This is a genomic window from Enterococcus sp. AZ197, assembly GCF_050556405.1.
In the GTDB taxonomy this organism is placed as follows: Bacteria; Bacillota; Bacilli; order Lactobacillales; family Enterococcaceae; genus Enterococcus; species Enterococcus faecalis.
The window spans coordinates 1,642,302-1,657,830 of the sequence record NZ_CP187873.1; the positions used below are offsets into that span (position 1 = coordinate 1,642,302).

Genomic DNA, 15,529 nt, shown 5'->3' on the forward strand with positions numbered 1-15,529 from the left:
CAATTTTCGGAAATTCCTTCTTATTTCTCGGAGTTAAACGCTTCTGTCCCGACCTCTTTTACGTTCATGTTAGTTGTTTTTACCAAAAATTCTTAAGAAAGCTAAGAATAAGTTGATGAAGTCAAGGTATAATTGTAATGCGAAGAAAACGGCCATCCCAGTACCTGCTTGATCACCTGTTTGCGCATAGACTTGGCGTATACGTTGGTTATCATAAGCAGTAATCCCTGAGAAAATTAGGACCATTAAAATGGAAATAAAGAATTCTACAGCATTACTGTGTAAAAGGAACATATTTAGCAACATCGCAATGATAATTCCGATTAAGGCACTATAAGCGGCATGACCAACTGCTGATAGGTCTTTCTTCGTAAAGACACCTACTAATGACATCGCGCCAAAGGTAGCTGCTGCACTTAAAAATGCGCCGGCCACTGTTCCACCAGTATACATTAATAACGTCACGGATAAAGTGACACCATTTAATAATGCATACGCAACAAATCCTGCAATCGCAATGGTTGGATTCTTCTGTGCTTTTGCGCCTAGATATAAAACTAAGCCAATTTCAACAAGCCAAATCATCCAAAAAGCTAAGCTTGATTGGAATAAAGTAGCTAGAACAGGTAAAAAGACAGTTGTCATTGCATAAGCCATAATTGCGCTAATACCAATTCCTAACGCTAAAAATCCGTAAATTTTGGCATAAAATTTATTCAAACCTGTGCCAGTTTGGATATACTCTTGATTATTCATAAGTTAAAGTCCCTTCTTTCTCTGTTAGTTCATCAATCGTCACTTGGGGTGGTTGAACCATCACCACTGCATCTAACACGCGATTTTCTTGCTCATTAACAGCCTCAACTGAAATGGTAATCACATCTTTCATTTTGTCGACTTTGATTACTTCTAATTGGAAAGTCAATGTTTCGTAATGAAAAACGGGTTCCACAAAGTTCACAGAGAAATTCACAACATGTGAACCTGGTCCTGGTAAATGTTTTGAAATCGCACTAGTGATAATTCCCATCAGCATAATTGATGGTACGATTGGTTTTTCATATTCTGTTTTTTGGGCATAATCATGTTGGATATATAAAGGATTCGCATCATTGGTCAAGCCCAAGTAAAGTAATAAGTCCTTGTCTTCAATTGACTCTGTCAAGGACAACGAATCTCCCTCTTCGATATCTTCGATGGTTTTGCCTAATTTTCTCGGTTTTCCGATATTCAAATTAGTACACCTCCGTTATTGATAAGATAATTGTACCAAAATGTACTTAAAAGGCAAGCTAAAAAGTAGTCTTTAAAGGATGTTTAAACAAAACCAACTTATCTGCCATGCTAGATTTTAAAAACAAACAACGGAACAGGAGCAGCTTCTTATTTTTTGAAGCCAGATACCCCTGTCCCGATTTTGTTTATGTTCTCTTATAAAACGTTTCTAGTTGTGTTACTTAGTAATGTTTCGTAGGCTTGTTCAAATTTCTGAACGTCGCCAGCACCCATAAAGACCACCACTGCATTTTCAAAATCTAGTAAAGGCGACACATTATCTTCGGTAATTACTTGTCCACCTTTTTGAATTTTTTCGCCTAAATCTTCAATGCGTACCTCGCCTTGTGTTTCACGCGCAGAGCCAAAAATATTACATAAGAATACTTCATCTGCTAAATCCAGTGCTTCAGCAAATTCATCCATTAAGGCAATTGTTCGTGTAAATGTATGTGGCTGGAAGACAGCAATAATTTCTTTGTCAGGATATTTTTGACGAGCGCCATCAATCGTTGCTTTAATTTCAGCTGGATGGTGCGCATAATCATCAACAATAATCATGTCACTGACTTTTTTCTCGCTAAAACGACGTTTTACACCTTTAAAACTTAGCATTTCTTCTGCGACTTTTTGCATATCAAGTTTTTCAAAATAAGCCACAGCAATCACACCTAGCGCATTCATGATATTGTGATGGCCAAATGCTGGTAAGACAAAATGACCTACAAAATCATCCTTGTGATAAACATCAAAAGATGAGCCTTCCGTTGTTCGTTGAATATTTCGTGCTTGGATATCATCCTCTTCGCTGACACCATAATAATAAACTGGCACTTCTGATTCTAACTGACGAAGATACTTATCATCACCATAAGCAAAAATTCCTTTTTTGACTTGATGAGCCATTGTTTGGAACGCTGAAAAAACGTCCTCAATGCTCTTGTAGTAATCTGGATGATCAAAATCGATATTCGTCATAATCGCATAATCTGGTGAATAGGCCAAGAAATGACGGCGATACTCACACGCTTCAAATGCAAAGAAATCAGCATCTGGTTCGCCGTGGCCAGTGCCATCACCTATTAAATAACTAGTTGGATTGATACCACTTAATACATGTGCTAGCAAACCAGTCGTACTTGTTTTCCCATGTGACCCTGTTACAGCAATGCTTGTGTACGGTTCGATAAAACGAGCAATGAAATCGTGGTAACGAATTACTTCTGCGCCTAATTCGATGGCGCGGGCGATTTCCTCATGGGTATCTGGAAAAGCATTTCCAGCAATAACAATCATGTCTTTATCAATATTATCTGCATTAAATGGTAAAATAGGGACACCTGATTTTTCAAGATCCCGTTGTGTAAAGAAATACTCTTCTACATCTGATCCTTGAACGTTGTAGCCTTTTTGGTGTAAGACCAACGCTAATGAGCTCATGCCAGAACCTTTAATTCCGACAAAATGGTATAATTTGTTCTCTTGATTTCCCATTATAATCCTCTTCTCTGTCACTATATAAAACATACCTTTTTTAAAAAATTTTCAATCATACGAGATTCATTATCGTATAAAACAAAAAAATAATCAACTATTAAAACAGAATAAAAAACTTACATGTTTCAAATCCACATGCAAGTTTCATCTCTTAACTAAAATATTTACTGTTTTCTAATACAGAACTTGAATCTTCTAGCATCCCACTTAATGGTTTATCCAAGATGCCCTTTTTCTTCTCTTCTGTCACAGGTGCTTCCGGCTCCACTTGAGCATTTGCTTTAGCTAATTTTTTCCCATAAGCAGTTTGACTTTTAGCATTTTTCTTTGCGGCATTCAAACGGGAACGCGAACGTAAATCCAACGCATCTTCGCCAAAACGTTCTAAGTCTGGTTTGATTTGTTGATATTGTCGTCTAGTTAAAGGAATCTCAGGTTCTGAAGTTGGAATATTAAACTTCCGCACCGTTGGATCTTCTTCCGTATCTTTCACTTGAAAAGCCGTTGGTTCATCATCAAGAATGACATATGAACGCCGATCTTTTTTCATTGCTTTTAGCAACTCTTCTTCAGTAAAACTAGGTTCCTGTTCCTCAGGAATCACAGAAGCCGGGATATATTTAGGAACAAAATAAGAAGGTGTCGTTTTCTGCACTAATGGTGATGCGGCAGGTCTACTTGGTTTCGCTACGACTTCTTTTTTTTTATACGTTTGTGTCCAGCCATTTCCTTTTGGCGTCCCAAAAAGGCTATTATTTTTTTTCGTTGCTTGTTTATTTTTCGTTGCTTTACTAGCATGTTTTGTATAGTCTGGCAAATTAGAACGATGACGTGCTAATTGCTCTTGTTGTGCTGCCGTTAATTGTTGTGTTTGTTTATTTGTAGTTGATTGATTCGTTGTTGGTTGTTGGACGGATGGTGTGCTTTGTCTAGTATCTTCGGCAGATGTTGCAGTTCTTCTGCTACCAGACATTGCTTTACCAATCAGATCATCTTGAAATAAGTTACGTTCATTATCTGTTGGTAATTTTACGCCCTGTTCATCATCATATGCTGGAAAACGGAAATGTTTTCTCTTCACTTGAGCATTATCCATTGCGGTCATTCCTTTTATTTTTCTTTCTCATTAGTTTAACACATTCTCAATGAATACTAAAGAACTTGCCTGAATTTTTAAGAGAACAAAAAAAGAAACCTCCGTTTAAAAAGGTTTCTTTTTTGTTTATTTATCTAGTTGTAATTTGGCAAAGTCCGCTTTGACTTGAATGAATGACTGAAACAATTGTAAAAACTGAAAGAGTCGCGCCCGATTTTCAAATTCACTTCTTGTTTGCGGCAATGGTTTTGTGCGATAGGTTTCATAAACGGTCTTAATTCGATTCATAATTTCTTGTCCATCATTATTCTCTGCAAATGTTTCTGCCGTATATTCCAATAATTGTTGAATATAGCGAACTTGTTGCGCATCAACAGTAATATCTTCTAATAATTCCAACATGTTTTTTAGAATATTACTTTGCATTTTTCTCATCGCAAAGTACTCTAAATAGTACGTATTGGTAGACAGCAATTGATTCTCGGCATGATTTTTGGCCCACGTCTCGCCTGTGCGAATAAAGGTTTTTAAATCTGCACAATGCATGACCAAATTTCGCTCTCCTGCAGCGTTGTTTAAATGTAGCGCCATTTCCCTTAAAATTTTACGAAACATTGTTTCAATGACTTCTTGGTCTTCTCTTAAACGTTTTTCTGTATCAGGCATATAAGAATTAGCTAATAACGCTAGTCCCACACCAATACTCATTAATAAAAATTCATTTCCAATAATCGCCCAAGAAAGATTTTTTTCGACTAAATAATGAGTTACCAAAACGGAACTCACAACAATCCCATCAGATAATTGAAAATACACAGCTGCTGGAATAAATAATAACAAAAAAATACCAAAAGCAATCGCTGTAAAACCTAAAAAAGTAAAACAAATATACGCTAAAATAGTTGCTAAAGCTAAGGATAACAAACGATAAATTCCTGTCATGACAGATGTTTTTTTCGTGCTAGTAACACTTAAAACTGAAATAATCCCTGCCGAAGGGGCATAAAGTAATCCCAGTTTTTCCGCAATAATCATTGCTAATGCAGCGCTAATGGCTGTCTTAACTGTTCGTAAACCAATTTTCATGCATACTCCCCTTAAAAAATAATAATTCTTCACTTTTCTCTAGTAATTTTACCTCTATTTCGGTTATCATTAAAGAGAAAAGTTATTTAGGAGCGAATATTTATGATAGTGGGTCGATTTCGTTTAGGCATGCGAACGTTAAAAACAGCAATTGCTGTCATGCTGTGTATTCTTTTATTTCAATTTTTCCATCGTGGCTCACCTATGATTGCCTGTTTAGCAGCTGTTTTTTCATTAAGACAAGATTTAAATACTAGTTTGTCTTTTGGAAAATCGCGCATTATTGGAAACACATTGGGTGGCTTTTTAGCTTTGCTTTATGTATTAGCACAAGATTATTTTCCTAATCAACACTTAGTAGAATTACTGCTACTACCACTTTTAGTCATTATCGTCATCGTTGTTTCTGATGGGATTAATAACAATGCTGGGATCATTTCTGCAACTGCGACACTTTTAATGATTTCTTTAAGTATTCCGCAAAGCGATTCCTTTCAATATGCAATGGAACGTGTGTTGGATACATTCATTGGGACCTTTATAGCGATTGGTTTAAACGTCTTTTTACAACCTAAGCCAGCAGAAGAAGCCCATGAAATTTCTGAAGATTTAGCTGAATTAGAAAAGAAAGAAAAAGAACTAGAAACTTTACGCCAACAAGTTCAAGCGCGGATTGCTGCAGAAGAAAATACTGACGACAAGGCAAATAAATAAAGAAACAGCCGATTGAAGAGAACAACAATCGGCTGTTTCTTTATAGTTCCCAATTCGTTTTTGCTTGAAAGTTGGCGGCTGCGCCAATCAAGTTAGCATCATTTTGATAATGGCAGGTCACGATTTCTGGAACAAAATCTTTTAATTCAAAGGTCTGTAAATGCGTTAGCATCCGGCGATTAATCTCTGCTAATAAGCCTTCTTTAGCAGAAACACCGCCTCCAAGTACAATCATTTCAGGATCATAAGAAAACTGTAAGCCGAATAATCCTTGTGTTAAATAATCATAAAAATTATTGACTTCTTCGCGAGCAATCTCATCCCCTCGTTGTGCCAGTTCAAAAACTTCTTCTCCTGTCACCGCCTGTTTTTCGACTCCAATTCGTTCACAATAGCGCTGAGCCATTTTGACAGCTGTGCCAATTTCACTGAATGTTTGGCCATTACTTAAAAAGTTCAGTCCAAACTCGCCTCCATATAAATGAGCGCCTTTGTACAATTCACCATTGCGAAAAATCGCTCCGCCAATTCCTGTCCCAATAACGACAAAAAGCACTTCTTTTTTTCCTTTCGCCGCGCCTTCATATATCTCAGCTAAACCAGCACAATTCGCATCATTTTCGATAGTCACTGGTAAGCCAAACAACGCTTCTAATTCTTCATAAATGTTAAAATGATGAATATATGGAATGGCGGAAATCCCTAAAATCTGTTGACTTTTTTCGTCAACTACTCCAGGTGAACTAAAAGCAACACCACTAATCGACTCATTTCTTTTGTCTACATAAACCGAATATAAATGCGCTTTCATTTCTTCCCAAGAGCCAGGTGTTGGAAAGCTCCCTTGATTTGTTAATTCTTTGCCTGTCCAAACGCCGTATTTCACGGAAGAACCGCCAAGATCAAATGCTAAAATTGCCATATTTATCCATCCTTTTCTACTTCTGTTTTCTTATTTCTTCGATACGTATACGGTCCATGATAGGTCTCATCAGGATTTTTCGTCAAGCGAAATTTCAACGGAACATAGTCAATGCCGCCTTTAACAAAAGGATGACATCGTAAAATCCGTGCTACTCCCATCGTTGTTCCTTTGACACTTCCATGTGTATGAATTGCATCAATCATATATTGTGAACACGTTGGGTAATAGCGACAACGTGCAGGCAATCCTGGAGAAATAAATCGTTGATAAAAACGAACACCGCCGATTAACGGATTTTTCATAAAGTGCCTTCTTTCTAACTAATTCTTACTAAAGAATAGCTTGTTTTTTCATGTTTGGCAAGTCTTAGTTACGAGAAATTACACTAGACCCAACTATGACGAATTCTTACATTTCTGTTGCTATCCAAATGAAAAAAAACGTGCTACACTATAAAAAAAGGAATGGAGGCTTAGTAAATGGGATTAAAATTTGAACGTTCCAATGACTTAGATAAACTCTTCGATTCTTTCGCCGTTGATCCATTAAAGAAAGAAGTACCTCTTGAAGAACTGGCAAAACAACGACAAGAAGCAAAAAAAGAAGAAGCAAAAAAACAAGCAAAAGAGTAATTTTGCTTGTTTTTTTCTATAGAAACTTTTCAATTGCTGTCCAAGCTGCTTCTTTTCCTTCTTTTGTTTCAGAAGAGAAAATAATAAAGTCATCTTGTTTATCAAAATTCAAGGCTTTTTTGATGACACTCTCGTGTTTGTTCCATTTGCCCCGCGGAATTTTGTCTGCCTTAGTTGCCACAATAATAACTGGCAAATCATAGTATTTCAAAAATTCATACATTTGGATATCATCTTGGGTCGGCGGATGACGTAAATCAATTAAAGAAACGACTGCACGTAATTGCTCACGTTGCGTGATATACGTTTCAATCATTTTTCCCCACTTCGCACGTTCTGTTTTAGAAACTTTGGCATAACCATAGCCAGGAACATCCACAAAGTGTAAGGCATCCTCAATTAAATAAAAGTTTAGCGTTTGCGTTTTACCAGGTTTGCCTGAAGTTCTTGCTAAATTTTTACGATTAATCAAGGTATTAATAAAAGATGATTTCCCAACGTTCGAACGTCCAGCTAAAGCAATCTCCGGTAATTGAGATTCAGGATATTGTTTAGGGGATACCGCACTAATCACGATTTCTGCATTATGTACGTTCATTGTTTTCCTCCGTTCTTCTATTCAGTCTTTCATTCAAAAGCTTAACAAAAACAGCTCTTTCGGAGATCCGCCGAAAGAGCTGTTTTCAGCTTCAATCTTATACAGCTTCTTTATCTTTTTTGTTATAAATAATTGTTGGTTTACCGGTACCTTCAGCGGCCATTTTAGTAATGATAACTTTTTCAATGCTTTCATCTGAAGGAACATCAAACATTACGTCCATCATAATTTCTTCAATGATTGAACGAAGTCCCCGTGCGCCAGTATTACGTTCAATGGCTTTGGCTGCGATGGCTTTTAATGCTTCTGGTTCAAATTCTAATTTAGTGTCATCAAGAGACAATAATTTTTGATATTGTTTCACCAAGGCATTCTTCGGTTCTGTTAAAATTCGAACCAAATCATCATTCGTTAATTTATCAAGCGCAGCCATTACAGGTAAGCGTCCAATAAATTCTGGAATTAAACCAAATTTCAATAAATCTTCTGGAATAATATGTTGCATGATGCTTTCTTCTTCATTTAAAGCAGAATTAGTTTTACCAAAACCAATAGTTTTTTCGCCTAAGCGGTTTTTAACAATGGTTTCAATTCCATCAAATGCTCCACCAACGATGAAGAGAACATTCGTTGTGTCAATTTGGATAAATTCTTGATGTGGATGTTTGCGGCCCCCTTGTGGTGGTACACTTGCAACTGTTCCTTCAAGAATTTTTAGTAAGGCTTGTTGAACACCCTCACCTGAAACATCTCGAGTAATCGAAACATTTTCACTCTTACGGGCAATTTTATCAATCTCATCAATATAGATAATGCCCTTTTCCGCGCGTTCAACATTATAGTCAGCAGATTGTAGTAATTTTAAAAGGATGTTTTCAACATCTTCCCCTACATAACCTGCTTCTGTTAAACTGGTCGCATCAGCGATTGCAAAAGGTACATTTAATGTTTTTGCTAACGTTTGAGCCAAGAAAGTTTTACCTGAACCTGTTGGTCCAATTAAACAAATGTTACTTTTTTGCAATTCAACGTCATCTTGAGTTGCAGCTGTTTCTGATTGATTCACACGTTTATAGTGATTGTAAACAGCAACAGAAAGTGTGCGTTTTGCACGTTCTTGTCCAATAACATATTCATTTAAAACATTTAAAATTTCTTGGGGTTTTGGCACATCCGTTAATTCTCGGACTGCTTCATCATAAAATTCTTCATCAATAATCTCTTTACATAGATCAATACATTCATTACAAATATAGACACCCGGACCAGCAACAATTTTTTTTACTTCTTCTTGTGTTTTCCCACAAAATGAACAACGAACGGTCCCGTTATTATCCGTATTGTCGTACATGTTCGTCACCCCTCTAAAAATCAAAAAATGACTGTCATCACAGTCTCTCATCATAATAGCACAAACCACTTTAAAATGCGAACATCTCAGATAGAAAGTTTTATTGTTCTTAGACTTCTTATGGTATACTACATTATATAAAAGCACTTTCATAAAAAGTGATTGTGTTGAAACAAATTGGAGGAATTGTGATGTTAGAACAAATTTTACTAGGTACCTATACTCGAAGAGCCAGCCAAGGCATTTATAAAATTGCATTAGATACGACACAAGGTCGTTTAACAGAAGCGACACTTTTGTTAGAAGAAACGAGTCCTACCTATCTTGCTCTGAGTCAAAAGGGCGAACTTTTTAGCGTCACTAGTGTTGACGGTGAAGGTGGCACTGCCGCTTATCAACCAGAAATGGACCATTTTAACTTATTGAATAAAGTAACTGAGGAAGGTGCGCCGCCATGTTATGTAGCTGTTGACGAAAACCGACAACTTGTCTATGCAGCAAATTATCACCAAGGTATCGTTCACGTGTATCGTATCTTAGAAGATGGTTCTTTGGAAGATGCTGACAAAGTGATTCATACAGAGCCAACTGGTCCTCATGAAAACCAAAACAATGCCCATGTTCATTACACAGATTTGACGCCTGATCAACGCTTAGTCGTCTGTGATCTAGGAACCGATCGTGTGTATACGTATAATGTTAGCTTAGATGGAAAGCTTTCTGAAATCGCTCAATTCGTGACTGAGCCAGGGACTGGTCCACGTCATTTAGTGTTCCATCCAACAAAATCATTGGCTTATTTATTTGGTGAATTAGATAGCACTGTTTCAGTTCTTTCATATGATGAAACAGATGGTTCTTTCACTGAATTACAAAAAGTTTCTACTTTACCTGCTGATTATGATGCGTTTAATGGTGGTGCTGCGATTCGTATTTCTTCTGATGGCCGTTTCCTTTATGCTTCAAACCGTGGCCATAACTCAATTGCTGTCTATGCTGTTTCAGAAAATGGCGAAGCGATTGAACGAATTCAATTAATTTCAACAGAAGGCGATATTCCGAGAGATTTTGATTTAGATCCGTCTGAAGATTTCATCGTTGTCGCTAATCAAGACTCTGATAACTTAACACTTTATCGTCGGAACCAAGAAACAGGCTTATTAGAAATGATTCAAAAAGATGTTGCCGTTCCCGAATGTGTTTGTGTTTTATTTGTATAATTAAGTTGACTATTTCCTTGGAAAATAACAGGAGCTCGGGACAGAAGCGTTTAACTCCGAGAAATAAGAAGGAATTACCGAAAATTGTTCTTTAATTTTTGGAGAATTTCGGCTTATTTCCGAAGGAATTGCTTCTGTTCCCGCCGTTTATCAGTTTTTGAGCGTGGAGCAAAAATCCAAAGTGATTTTTGTCCCACGCTCCCTGTTTTCTTATTTTAAACGATGGATTGGTTCTCCAATTCTTTAACGTATAAATAAAAAGAGCCAAAGTCTAAGCGATTCATTTGTAAAGATTCATGAATTTTTGTGAACCCTTTACTTTCGAAAAATCGAATCATTCTATGGTTTGTATGATTAGTTTGAGCATACATTTTACGTCTTCCTTCCCAGACTGCCCGTTTCTCCAATTCATGGAACAACAAACTGCCATAACCCTTGGCAATATAATTAGGCGAAGTTGCAAAGCGCTTTAACCAAACAAAGTCTTGTTCCTGCTCCATACATAACGTTGCCATTGAAAAAATCATTTCTTCGTGCACTAGCAAATATAATCGTTTTTTTGTAATGTCTTCTTGGATATCTCCTTGAGAAGGATAGTCCTTTGTCCACTGTGTAATGCCCACAACATCCATATATGCCTTTACTTCTGTTAAAAATTGAAGAATCATCGGTAACTCTTTCTCATCAGCCACTCTAATTTTCATTGTTTATTCTCTTAATAAGGTAACAATAGAATCGACAAGACAATCACACTAATAATGCCAATGATGGTCGGTACACTCGTCCGTTTTAAAATTCTGATGGGACTAACTCCTACTGTTGATGCGACAATCATGACAACTGCTGCTACAGGAGAAATCGTTCTAGTTAAATTCGCAATCATCTGCATTGGCAAGGAAATTAAAATACCATCAATCCCAGCTTTTTCAGCAATCCCAGGGATTAGTTCGATAACCGCATAAAACATTGCCAGTCCACCACCGCTTAAAATTCCAAAAAGGGGCGTTGCACCGCTGAAAATTAAGGTCGTGACAATTCCTGCTGAACTTGATGCTTCGACAGATGCCATAATACTATCAATAATTCCTAATGTTTGAATCGCAGACGTGAATAATGAACCGCCTACGACAAGCATCACAACTTGACTAAACCCTTGCCCCATTCCTTTAAACATCTCGACAGCTGTATCTTGAACCTTTTTAAAAGATTTCAAGCGAAGCGTCTCAACCAATACAGCGATGAAGAAAGAAATAAATGTAAGAACAAAAATATCCATCGTTATTCCTTTAATAAACATTCCTGCGATTCCCACTCCAACAATTAATAATAGCGGTAATATTGGCAATATTGCATAAAATTTAGGAACATCAAATTCTTTTTGTTTGCTTAAGCCCTCTTCATTTAATGAAACATAGGCAGCCTCACCTTCTTTTTTATCGCAGTATTTTTGCCAGAAGTACTGTGCAACCGCAATGATTAATAACGATGGCAGCGAAATTTTGGCATTCCATACAACATAATTTAACACATCATAACCAAGGGTATTTGCGGCGATTACGTTATCCGCGCCTAAAGGTGTTGGCATGATAGTTGCCGTCATTGCAATCACACCTGCAGCAGTTAATGATGAAATCCCCATGCTGGCTAGCATCGGATATAATATAGACATTAAAATAATCGCTAAGCTTGATGCACTAGGAACTACTAGTGACATTAAATTTCCAATTAAAAAGACCACAGGGACAAATAACGATTTACGTTTAATCTTCATTAATGGTTTCACCAAAAAGTTGACAGCCATCTGATTGGCCCCGATTGCATTCATATAGCCTGAATAACCAAAAAGAATCATAATTACAATTCCTGCTGAACTCACTTGTGCAATAATTGTATCTTTAAACTTCAAGAAAATATCAAATAATCCAAAACCGGTTCCTTCTCCTGCAGGATAAATGGGATGTCCTAACATCCATGCACATGCAAGTAGAACAAGCGCACCAATAATTAAGCTGAGTGCGGGATGATAATTTTTTACAATCAAATAGGCTACAACAACTAAAACGACCAATACCAATAAACTTTCAATCATACTTATCCTCCTTCAGCTAATTAACCGCTTTCATTTTTTCGACAACCCATTTTTGAAAAGCTTCAACGTTTACATCTATACAGGCAACGGCATTCGTGTTTTTATGATACTTCATTTTTAAATCCGCAACAGTAGCTCCCGCAGCTGGACCTTCCAAAGCAACTTCAATGAATGTTTCAGTTGTCTCAAATAATTCTGGTGAAGTTAAATAGGCAATCGCACAGACATCATGCATTTTCAAACCTGTAGTTAAACTGCCGCCTCTATAATGACGGAAAAGACCATAAAACATTTCCCCCACTCTGCCAAGCGCTCTGATGGCTGTTACTTCATGATTCGTTAACACAGCTTGACTTGTAACATCTAATCCTACCATTGTTAGCGGGACACCTGATTGGAAAACAATTTGTGCAGCGTGTGGATCGACATACGTATTAAATTCGGCACTTGTATTTGTATTTCCCCTTGCTAATGAGCCACCCATCATGACGATTTCTGCAATATTTTCTTTGACTTCTGGATAGAGGGTCAGTAACAAAGCAATATTCGTTAATGCAGCAATTGGAACAATGGTCAAAGGAACATCACTAGACAGAATTTCTTTTCGCATAGCTTCCACTGCATGAATATCTAAACACGTAGAGATAGGTTGCGGAAACTCAAAGCCATCCATGCCAGTCTCCCCATGAATCTCAGCAGAATCTTCCAATTGAATAAGTAACGGACAATTACACCCCTTGGCTACAGGAACCTTTTTCCCAAAAAAATCGACAAGTTTCAAAGCATTATTTGTTGTTTTTTCTACATCTACATTCCCTGCAACCGTCGTTATTAAGCGAACTTCTAGGTTAGGATGATTCAGTGCAATCGCTAAAGCTACAGCATCATCAATTCCTGGGTCCGTATCAATAATGATCGGTCTTTTCTTTGTATCCATTTTTCTTCCTCCATTCACATTTAGGAAAAATATTTCCGGAAACGTTTTCTTAATTTGAGATTAACAGCGCTTTCATTAAAAGTCAAGCAGAATTTCTAAATAATAAATAATTAGGCTTTTTCTTGACTTTCTGCTTTTAGAATGCTTACTATAAAAAAGAGTTCAGTGAAAGGACGAAAATGATGAATATTAAAGATATTGCAAAATTAGCTGGCGTTTCCGCTTCAACTGTATCCAAAATTATAAATAATAAAGATCAAACTATTAGTAAAGAAACCCGTGAGCGTGTCTTAAAAATCGTTCGAGATTACAACTACACACCTTACTCAGCAAATCTCGTCACAAATAGTACTACAAAAACCTTCGTGTTATTATTAAATAGCCATGAAACTTTTGAGGCTTGGGTTACGAGCTTTATTGATAAAGCTCAAGAAAATGGCTATAGCTGCTTGATTTTAAATAGTCACGGTAGTTTAGAACAAGAACTGAAAAATATTACCTCGCCAACTTTAAAACAAGCCAGTGGCATTATTTGGGACCCAATCAATGAAAACAGTAAACAATACGCAAAATTTATAGAAGAATTAACGATCCCTTACTATTTCGTCAATCACTCAACTAACGAATTGCCTTCTCTAGCGGGGCTTTATGAAGAAGCTAGTTATGTTTTAACCCAAGAATTATTACAGAATAACCATAAAAAAATTAGTTATTTCGTCACTAACCCAAAGTATAAAGAAGCAATTATTGCAGGCTATAAAAAAGCCTTGTTTGATGTCAATTTACCCTTTAGTAAAGAAAATATTTTAACTACTATCCCTGCTGATTTCAGTAATCAGCTTATCACAGATGGGATTACGGGTATCCTTACCGATGACTATACCCAAGCTGTTTTTTTGGAACAGCTTTTAAAGCAGAGCGGTTTGCGAACCCCCGATAATTACTCTTTACTCGCAATTAAGCGAAAAATTGATCGTTCATTTTTACCTGATCATATTTCTTCCGTTTTATTAGATACAGAGACGTTTGGCAGCCAGTTAGCCTTATTATTGCTTAACAAACGCAAAGAAAAAACAGCCTTGATTAATGAGGCTGAAAAATTGGTGCTAGATCACAAAAATACATTAGGCATGTCTAGTGTTAATCCACATAGCAAAATGATTGTAGTGGGTAGTTTAAACGTTGATAATTATCTGTATTCAACAAATTTACCACATAACGGCAAAACAAATTTTCTGTCTAGCTATGCTAAATTCCCCGGCGGAAAAGGATTAAATCAAGCTGTTGGCTTAACCAAACTGGGCCATCAGGCCACCCTAATTGGTTGTTTAGGCTCAGGCACAGATGCGAATTACTTATATAAAGAATTAGAAAAATACCACGTTACGACAGATGGTATCACACGTATTCAAGATACTGAGACTGGTCAAGCATATATTTATGTTGAGACAAGCGGCGACTCCATGATTTCAATCTTACCTGGTGCAAACACAGCGCTTACACCTAAAAAAATCGCACAGCAAAAACACCTATTTATGGATGCCAGTTTTTGTCTCATTCAAACAGAAATTCCTTTGTCTGCTGTAGAGAAAGCTTGTGAAATTGCCCAACATTCAGGCGTACCGATTATTTTAAAACCAGCTGCTATTCATCATATTCCAGTGAATATACTAGAAAAGGTTGATTTTTTCATTCCCAATGAAGATGAATTATTGGAACTTCAACCAGATACTGGTACATTAGAAGAGAAAGCGGCGTACTTCTTAGAAATGGGCGTAAAAAATGTCATTGTTACTTTAGGAAAAAAAGGCGTGTTATTAAAAACACCCCAAGTGTGCCGCTATTTCCCTGCAACAGAAAATATAGCTGTGGATAGTACTGGTGCCAGTGACAGCTTTATCAGCGCGCTCGCCTCCTATCTTTCGAAAGGTTATCCGACTGAAGCAGCCATTCAAATAGCCATTCAGGCTGCAGGATTTTCAGTTTCTAAAGAAGGGGTGATTGATTCTTTAGTTGATCACGTCACTTTGGAAAATTATTTGATAAAAAAAGAACCCGCTCTTTTTGCTCATCGTAACACCTGTGTCGACTGACACAGGTGTTTTCCTG

General features: G+C 37.0%; 16 protein-coding genes. 4 read left to right on the forward strand and 12 right to left on the reverse strand.

Translation table 11 applies throughout. The features are described from left to right. Nucleotides 1–69 precede the first annotated feature (69 nt). The 5 genes from IGK82_RS08025 to IGK82_RS08045 form a co-directional block, all read right to left on the reverse strand. Complete coding sequence (locus IGK82_RS08025) at nucleotides 70–756, reverse strand: Bax inhibitor-1/YccA family protein (RefSeq protein WP_002357165.1); 687 nt, start codon at nucleotides 754–756, stop codon at nucleotides 70–72. Next, entirely contained in the window at nucleotides 749–1,234 is a 486-nt protein-coding gene (locus IGK82_RS08030) for a MaoC/PaaZ C-terminal domain-containing protein (RefSeq protein ID WP_002357164.1), read from the reverse strand. Before IGK82_RS08030 ends, IGK82_RS08025 begins: the two co-directional genes overlap by 8 nt. 197 nt (nucleotides 1,235–1,431) lie before the next feature. Continuing rightward, nucleotides 1,432–2,769, reverse strand: a complete 1,338-nt coding sequence (gene murC / locus IGK82_RS08035) for a UDP-N-acetylmuramate--L-alanine ligase (protein ID WP_002357163.1) — start codon at nucleotides 2,767–2,769, stop codon at nucleotides 1,432–1,434. A 154-nt stretch (nucleotides 2,770–2,923) separates the two neighbouring features. Further along, a complete protein-coding gene (locus IGK82_RS08040; RefSeq protein ID WP_002360064.1) occupies nucleotides 2,924–3,877 on the reverse strand; it encodes a hypothetical protein in 954 nt (317 codons plus the stop codon). A 117-nt stretch (nucleotides 3,878–3,994) separates the two neighbouring features. Next, nucleotides 3,995–4,954 (reverse strand): aromatic acid exporter family protein, encoded by a 960-nt coding sequence (locus IGK82_RS08045; protein ID WP_002360063.1) that lies wholly within the window; start codon nucleotides 4,952–4,954, stop codon nucleotides 3,995–3,997. Between the two features lie 102 nt (nucleotides 4,955–5,056). On the opposite strand from IGK82_RS08045, the gene IGK82_RS08050 reads away from it, so the two are divergent. Then, complete coding sequence (locus IGK82_RS08050) at nucleotides 5,057–5,668, forward strand: FUSC family protein (RefSeq protein ID WP_002374566.1); 612 nt, start codon at nucleotides 5,057–5,059, stop codon at nucleotides 5,666–5,668. A 40-nt stretch (nucleotides 5,669–5,708) separates the two neighbouring features. On the opposite strand, the gene IGK82_RS08055 is transcribed toward IGK82_RS08050, so the two are convergent. Next, a complete protein-coding gene (locus tag IGK82_RS08055; RefSeq protein WP_002362022.1) occupies nucleotides 5,709–6,590 on the reverse strand; it encodes an ROK family protein in 882 nt (293 codons plus the stop codon). Nucleotides 6,591–6,592: 2 nt separating this feature from the next. Next, complete coding sequence (yidD, locus tag IGK82_RS08060; protein ID WP_002357157.1) at nucleotides 6,593–6,895, reverse strand: membrane protein insertion efficiency factor YidD; 303 nt, start codon at nucleotides 6,893–6,895, stop codon at nucleotides 6,593–6,595. A 177-nt stretch (nucleotides 6,896–7,072) separates the two neighbouring features. On the opposite strand from yidD, the gene IGK82_RS08065 reads away from it, so the two are divergent. Further along, the gene (locus IGK82_RS08065; RefSeq protein ID WP_002362024.1) at nucleotides 7,073–7,225 is read left to right on the forward strand and encodes an SPJ_0845 family protein; all 153 of its coding nucleotides are present in this window, start codon (nucleotides 7,073–7,075) and stop codon (nucleotides 7,223–7,225) included. A gap of 16 nt (nucleotides 7,226–7,241) precedes the next feature. On the opposite strand, the gene yihA is transcribed toward IGK82_RS08065, so the two are convergent. Then, the gene (yihA, locus tag IGK82_RS08070; RefSeq protein ID WP_002357155.1) at nucleotides 7,242–7,823 is read right to left on the reverse strand and encodes a ribosome biogenesis GTP-binding protein YihA/YsxC; all 582 of its coding nucleotides are present in this window, start codon (nucleotides 7,821–7,823) and stop codon (nucleotides 7,242–7,244) included. A gap of 97 nt (nucleotides 7,824–7,920) precedes the next feature. Then, nucleotides 7,921–9,174, reverse strand: a complete 1,254-nt coding sequence (clpX, locus tag IGK82_RS08075) for an ATP-dependent Clp protease ATP-binding subunit ClpX (protein ID WP_002357154.1) — start codon at nucleotides 9,172–9,174, stop codon at nucleotides 7,921–7,923. A gap of 191 nt (nucleotides 9,175–9,365) precedes the next feature. On the opposite strand from clpX, the gene IGK82_RS08080 reads away from it, so the two are divergent. After that, nucleotides 9,366–10,394, forward strand: coding sequence for a lactonase family protein (locus IGK82_RS08080; RefSeq protein WP_002357153.1), 1,029 nt, complete (start codon nucleotides 9,366–9,368; stop codon nucleotides 10,392–10,394). A 215-nt stretch (nucleotides 10,395–10,609) separates the two neighbouring features. Here the strand turns inward: IGK82_RS08080 and IGK82_RS08085 are convergent, their stop codons facing one another. The 3 genes from IGK82_RS08085 to rihC are packed head-to-tail and all read right to left on the reverse strand — an operon-like array spanning nucleotide 10,610 to nucleotide 13,420. Beyond that, nucleotides 10,610–11,098 carry a GNAT family N-acetyltransferase gene (locus tag IGK82_RS08085; protein ID WP_002381769.1) on the reverse strand — a complete coding sequence of 163 codons (489 nt, stop codon included), beginning with the start codon at nucleotides 11,096–11,098 and terminating at the stop codon, nucleotides 10,610–10,612. Between the two features lie 11 nt (nucleotides 11,099–11,109). Beyond that, on the reverse strand, nucleotides 11,110–12,483 hold the full coding sequence (gene dcuC, locus IGK82_RS08090) for a C4-dicarboxylate transporter DcuC (RefSeq protein ID WP_430605080.1): 1,374 nt from the start codon (nucleotides 12,481–12,483) through the stop codon (nucleotides 11,110–11,112). 16 nt (nucleotides 12,484–12,499) lie between these two features. Next, nucleotides 12,500–13,420 carry a ribonucleoside hydrolase RihC gene (rihC, locus tag IGK82_RS08095; RefSeq protein WP_002357149.1) on the reverse strand — a complete coding sequence of 307 codons (921 nt, stop codon included), beginning with the start codon at nucleotides 13,418–13,420 and terminating at the stop codon, nucleotides 12,500–12,502. 179 nt (nucleotides 13,421–13,599) lie between these two features. Between rihC and IGK82_RS08100 the strand changes: the two genes are divergently transcribed. Then, entirely contained in the window at nucleotides 13,600–15,513 is a 1,914-nt protein-coding gene (locus tag IGK82_RS08100; protein ID WP_010709635.1) for a PfkB family carbohydrate kinase, read from the forward strand. The last annotated feature ends 16 nt before the right edge of the window (nucleotides 15,514–15,529 follow it).

Coding starts and splice junctions, on each gene's coding strand:
- IGK82_RS08025 (WP_002357165.1), bottom strand. CDS start 756: ATGAATAATCAAGAGTATATCCAAACTGGCACAGGTTTGAATAAATTT.
- murC (WP_002357163.1), bottom strand. CDS start 2,769: ATGGGAAATCAAGAGAACAAATTATACCATTTTGTCGGAATTAAAGGT.
- IGK82_RS08040 (WP_002360064.1), bottom strand. CDS start 3,877: ATGACCGCAATGGATAATGCTCAAGTGAAGAGAAAACATTTCCGTTTT.
- IGK82_RS08045 (WP_002360063.1), bottom strand. CDS start 4,954: ATGAAAATTGGTTTACGAACAGTTAAGACAGCCATTAGCGCTGCATTA.
- IGK82_RS08050 (WP_002374566.1), top strand. CDS start 5,057: ATGATAGTGGGTCGATTTCGTTTAGGCATGCGAACGTTAAAAACAGCA.
- IGK82_RS08055 (WP_002362022.1), bottom strand. CDS start 6,590: ATGGCAATTTTAGCATTTGATCTTGGCGGTTCTTCCGTGAAATACGGC.
- yidD (WP_002357157.1), bottom strand. CDS start 6,895: ATGAAAAATCCGTTAATCGGCGGTGTTCGTTTTTATCAACGATTTATT.
- IGK82_RS08065 (WP_002362024.1), top strand. CDS start 7,073: ATGGGATTAAAATTTGAACGTTCCAATGACTTAGATAAACTCTTCGAT.
- yihA (WP_002357155.1), bottom strand. CDS start 7,823: ATGAACGTACATAATGCAGAAATCGTGATTAGTGCGGTATCCCCTAAA.
- clpX (WP_002357154.1), bottom strand. CDS start 9,174: ATGTACGACAATACGGATAATAACGGGACCGTTCGTTGTTCATTTTGT.
- IGK82_RS08080 (WP_002357153.1), top strand. CDS start 9,366: ATGTTAGAACAAATTTTACTAGGTACCTATACTCGAAGAGCCAGCCAA.
- IGK82_RS08085 (WP_002381769.1), bottom strand. CDS start 11,098: ATGAAAATTAGAGTGGCTGATGAGAAAGAGTTACCGATGATTCTTCAA.
- dcuC (WP_430605080.1), bottom strand. CDS start 12,483: ATGATTGAAAGTTTATTGGTATTGGTCGTTTTAGTTGTTGTAGCCTAT.
- rihC (WP_002357149.1), bottom strand. CDS start 13,420: ATGGATACAAAGAAAAGACCGATCATTATTGATACGGACCCAGGAATT.
- IGK82_RS08100 (WP_010709635.1), top strand. CDS start 13,600: ATGATGAATATTAAAGATATTGCAAAATTAGCTGGCGTTTCCGCTTCA.